Consider the following 4,858-nt stretch of genomic DNA (forward strand, 5'->3'; position numbering starts at 1 on the left):
GGTTCGCGTTGACGGCGATCACCCGGTCCTCACGGGCATCGGCGAGCGCCATGCCCAGCAGCGTCGTGATCGTGGTCTTTCCGACACCGCCCTTTCGCGAGAGCACGGGGACGAACTTCGCGCCGCCGTGCAACGGTGCCGCAATGCGCCGGTCGAGAGCCTTGCGCGCACGCGCGCGCTTGCTGTCGCCGAGGTTGATCCGACGTCCCGACAGCGTGTAGACGAGGTGCTGCCACGCACCGTCGGGCTCCGGGCGCACCGCGTGCGCGGGATCCAGCAGCCGATCCGGCGTCAGCAGGTCGGAGCTCTCCCGCCCCGCCTCGAAGTCGCCCAGTCGGCGCGACTGCAGGGTGATCTCGGACGTGCGCGGCCGCAGGCGCTCGTGCTGAACGGCATCCGCGGTCGCAAGGGAAGCCGACGTGAGCGCGATCGCTGCCGCATCGGGCGCCGACGCATCAACCGCCTCCTCGACGTCCTCGGCGACGGCCGATTCGGCGACGGCGTCCACCTCCTCGACGACGCCCTCATGGATCTCGACCTCGTCATCGAGCACGACGTCGTCGTCGAAGTCGTCATCGTCGACCGCTACGGGCAAGGCGACGTCGATCTGCGCGGTGGCTCCCTCGACGATGCCGATCCCGGTCGTCTCGGCGCCGGTCACGCTCTCCAGCACGCCGTTGTCGGCGTCCTCGCTCGCATTCTCGTTGCGGTCAGGCACGGCTACACACTCCAGTTCCGGGCCGGCGCCGTGGGGCTCCGGCCGATTCGGGTCGTCCTCGGGACGGCGCAGCCGCGGCGTCACCGCCGGGCCGCGGGGCGGGGTCCCGACCCCCATGGCTCGCGGGACGACTCACGCCCCCGCTCCAGGCTACTCGGAGGGTCGGACCACCAGCAAAAGATCGCCGGCCTCCACCGCGGCCGCCGCGCCGATGACGAGACGCTCGACGATGCCGTCCATCGGCGCCGTGATGGCTGCCTCCATCTTCATCGCCTCGATGGATGCCACCGGCTGACCCGCCGAGACGCGATCGCCCACGCGGCCTCGGGGTGACGACACCCGAGAACGGGGCGGCCACGTGGCCCGCTACGGTCGCATCGGCCTTCTCCGACTGACGCACCTCGACCGCGACGGCGTGGTCGCGCACGAAGACGGGACGCAGCTGACCGTTCAACGTCGTCATCACGGTGCGCATGCCGCGCTCGTCGGCGTCGCCGATCGCTTCCAACCCCACGTACAGCTGGACGCCGCGCTCGATCTCGACGACGTGCTCGGTTCCGGGCGCGAGCCCGTACAGATAGTCCGCGGTGTCGAGGACGCTGAGATCGCCGTAGGTGTCGCGGGTCTCCCGGAAGGCCGCCGTGGGGGCGGGAAACAGCAGGGAGTTCAGTGTGGCGCGCCGGGTCGCACTGTCGGCTTCGAGGTTCGCGGCATCGGCGTCGGAGATCTCGGTGATCCCGCCGCGGATCTCGCGACCACGCAGCACCTTGGTGCGAAACGGCTCCGGCCAGCCGCCCGGAAGCTCACCCAGCTCCCCCGCCATGAAGGCGACGACGGAGTCGGGGATGTCATAGGTATCGGGGTTCTCGGCGAAGTCGGCGGGGTCTGCACGCACCGCGGCGAGGTGCAGGGCAAGATCGCCGACGACCTTCGAGGAGGGGGTCACCTTCGGGACGCGCCCGAGGATCGCGTCCGCGGCGGCGTACATGTCCTCGATCAGCTCGAAGTCCTCCGACAGGCCGAGAGCGATCGCCTGCTGACGGAGGTTCGACAGTTGACCGCCGGGGATCTCATGCCGATAGACGCGTCCCGTCGGCCCGGGAAGACCCGACTCGAACGGGCGGTAGAGGCGGCGCATCGCCTCCCAGTACGGTTCGAGTTCCGAGACGGCACCGAGGTCGAGTCCGGTGTCGCGCTCGGTGTGCGCGAGGGCGGCGACGAGCGCGGACAGCGAGGGCTGGCTGGTCGTTCCCGCCATCGGCGCCGCAGCGGCATCCACGGCGTCGGCGCCCGCGGCGGCGGCGACCAACAGCGTCGCGAGCTGACCACCGGCGGTGTCGTGCGTATGGACGTGGACCGGGACGTCGAAGCGGTCCCGCAGAGCCCGCACCAGACGCGCAGCGGCGCCGGGGCGCAGTAGCCCCGCCATGTCCTTGACGGCGAGCACGTGCGCCCCGGCATCCACGATCTGCTCCGCCACGCGCAGGTAGTAGTCGAGGGTGTACAGATCCTCGGTCGGCGACAGGAGATCACCGGTGTAGCAGAGGGCGACTTCCGCCAGCGTGGTGCCGGTGTGCAGTACGGCGTCGATGGCAGGCCGCATCTGGGAGACGTCGTTGAGGGCATCGAAGATGCGGAAGATGTCGACGCCCGATGCCGCGGCCTCCGAGACGAAGGCATCGGTGACGCGCGTCGGATACGGCGTGTACCCCACCGTGTTACGCCCCCTCAAGAGCATCTGGATCGCCACGTTCGGCACCGCGGCCCGGAGGGCGTCCAGCCGCTCCCAGGGGTCTTCGCCGAGGAAGCGGAGCGCCACGTCGTAGGTGGCGCCGCCCCAGGCCTCGACCGAGAGCAGCTGAGGGGTGAGCCGGGCGACGTAGGGCGCGACCGTCACCAGGTCCCGTGTGCGCACGCGCGTGGCCAGCAGAGACTGATGTGCGTCTCGGAACGTCGTCTCGGTGACGGCGAGCGGCGTCTGAGCGCGCAGCTGCGCCGCGAACCCGGCCGGGCCCTGGCTGAGAAGGCGCTGTCGCGAACCGGCAGGAGGAGGCGTGGACAGATCGACGGACGGGAGCTTCGCGCGCGGGTCGGTGACGGCGGGGATCTCTCCGTGCGGACGGTTGACGGTCGTCTCGGCCAGCCACGCCACGATCTTCGATCCGCGGTCCTTCGACCCGCGACCGCGCAGCAGCTCGGGGCGCTCGTCGATGAACGACGTGCTGACGTCACCGGCCACGAAGGCGGGATCGTCTAGCACCGCCTGCAGGAAGGGGATGTTGGTCGAGACCCCGCGGATGCGGAACTCGGCGAGGGCTCGACGCGATCGCACGACCGCGGCGCCGAAGTCCCGTCCGCGGCACGTGAGCTTGGCCAGCAGCGAGTCGAAGTGCGCACTGACCTGGGAACCCGCGGCCGTCGTCCCCCCGTCGAGGCGGATGCCGGCGCCGCCCGGCGAACGGTAGGTGGTGATCTTGCCCCGTGTCGGGGCGGAACCCCTGGGGTCGGGTCCTCGGTCGTGATGCGGCACTGCAGCGCCCGCCCCCGCGCAAGCGGATCTGGTCCTGGGCGCAGGCCGAGCTCGGCGAGCGTCTCGCCGGCAGCGATGCCCATCTGCGATTGCACGAGGTCGACGTCGGTGACCTCCTCGGTCACGGTGTGCTCGACCTGGATGCGCGGGTTCATCTCGATGAAGACGGCCTCGCCGGCGCGGGGACCGGCCGTCTCGAGGAGGAACTCCACCGTTCCGGCGTTCTCGTAGCCGATCGACCGGGCGAACGCGATCGCGTGGGCGTGCAATGCCGAGGCGATGGTGGGGTCGAGGTTGGGCGCCGGCGCGATCTCGACGACTTTCTGATGACGTCGCTGCACCGAGCAGTCCCGCTCGAACAGGTGCACGGTCTCGCCGGTCTTGTCGGCGAGGATCTGCACCTCGACGTGACGCGGCCGCTGCACGGCCTGTTCCAGGAAGACGCGGGCATCGCCGAACGCGGCATCGGCCTCGCGCATCGCCTCCGCGATCGCCGGGGCCAGCTGCGGCGCGGCTTCGACCCGGCGCATTCCCCGCCCACCGCCGCCGGCGACCGCCTTCACGAAGATCGGGAAGCCGATCTCGTCCGCGCGCGCGACGAGCGCGTCGACGTCGTCCGACGCGGGCGTCGAGCGCAGCACCGGCACCCCGGCCGCGATCGCATGCTCTTTGGCGGTCACCTTGTTGCCCGCCATCTCGAGGGCGCGCGACGGCGGGCCGATGAAGACGATGCCGCTGCGCGCGGCGGCCGCGGCCAGCTCGGGGTTCTCGGAGAGGAAGCCGTAGCCGGGGTAGATGGCGTCGGCGCCCGCCTGCTCGGCCACGCGGATGATCTCATCGACGTCGAGGTACGCACGCACGGGTTGGCCGATGGTGCCGATCTGGTACGCCTCGTCGGCCTTGAGCCGGTGCAGCGAGTACCGGTCCTCGTAGGGGTAGACCGCCACCGTCCGCGCACCCAGTTCGAAGGCGGCACGAAAGGCCCGGATCGCGATCTCTCCGCGGTTGGCCACCAGGATCTTGCGGAACATGCGGACCTCTTCTCCAAGCGGCTCCCGCGCGCCGAGGGAGCAGATTCCCCGACGAGCCCACTTTTCACGAGGGCCTGAGTGTCCTCACAGCCTAGGGGACGGTAACGTAGAGCCTCGTGCACGTACTCTCCGTCTCCTCGCTCAAGGGGGGTGTCGGCAAGACCACCGTGACTCTCGGCCTCGCCTCCGCGGCGTTCGCCCGAGGGGTGCGGACTCTCGTCGTCGACCTCGACCCGCAATCTGACGTGTCGACGGGCATGGACATCCAGGTGGCCGGCCGGCTGAACGTGGCCGACGTGCTCGCCAATCCCAAGGAGAAGGTGGTCCGCCAGGCCATCACCGCCAGCGGCTGGGCCAAGGTGCACCCGGGCACGATCGACGTCATGATCGGCAGCCCGTCGGCGATCAACTTCGACGGCCCGCACCCGAGCGTGCGCGACGTGTGGAAGCTCGAAGAGGCTCTCGCCACCATCGAGGCCGACTACGACCTCGTCCTCATCGACTGCGCCCCCTCGCTCAACGCACTGACGCGTACCGCATGGGCGGCTTCGGACCGGGTCATCGGGTCACCGAACCGGA

Annotated in this window: 1 protein-coding gene and 2 pseudogenes; 1 reads left to right on the top strand and 2 read right to left on the bottom strand. The window is 70.4% G+C overall.

Going from position 1 to position 4,858, the window contains the following annotated elements:
- Positions 1-835 (bottom strand): annotated as a pseudogene (locus I5I_RS07390) (MinD/ParA family ATP-binding protein); the annotation flags it as partial.
- A 33-nt stretch (positions 836-868) separates the two neighbouring features.
- Positions 869-4,279: pseudogene (locus tag I5I_RS07395) on the bottom strand (pyruvate carboxylase).
- Between the two features lie 116 nt (positions 4,280-4,395).
- Between I5I_RS07395 and I5I_RS07400 the strand changes: the two are divergent.
- Positions 4,396-4,858, top strand: a 463-nt coding sequence (locus tag I5I_RS07400; protein WP_036318179.1) for a ParA family protein, incomplete at its 3' end; no start/stop codon positions are given.

Origin of the sequence: Microbacterium sp. B24 (genome assembly GCF_000333415.1) — a bacterium.
Classification (GTDB): Bacteria; Actinomycetota; Actinomycetes; order Actinomycetales; family Microbacteriaceae; genus Microbacterium.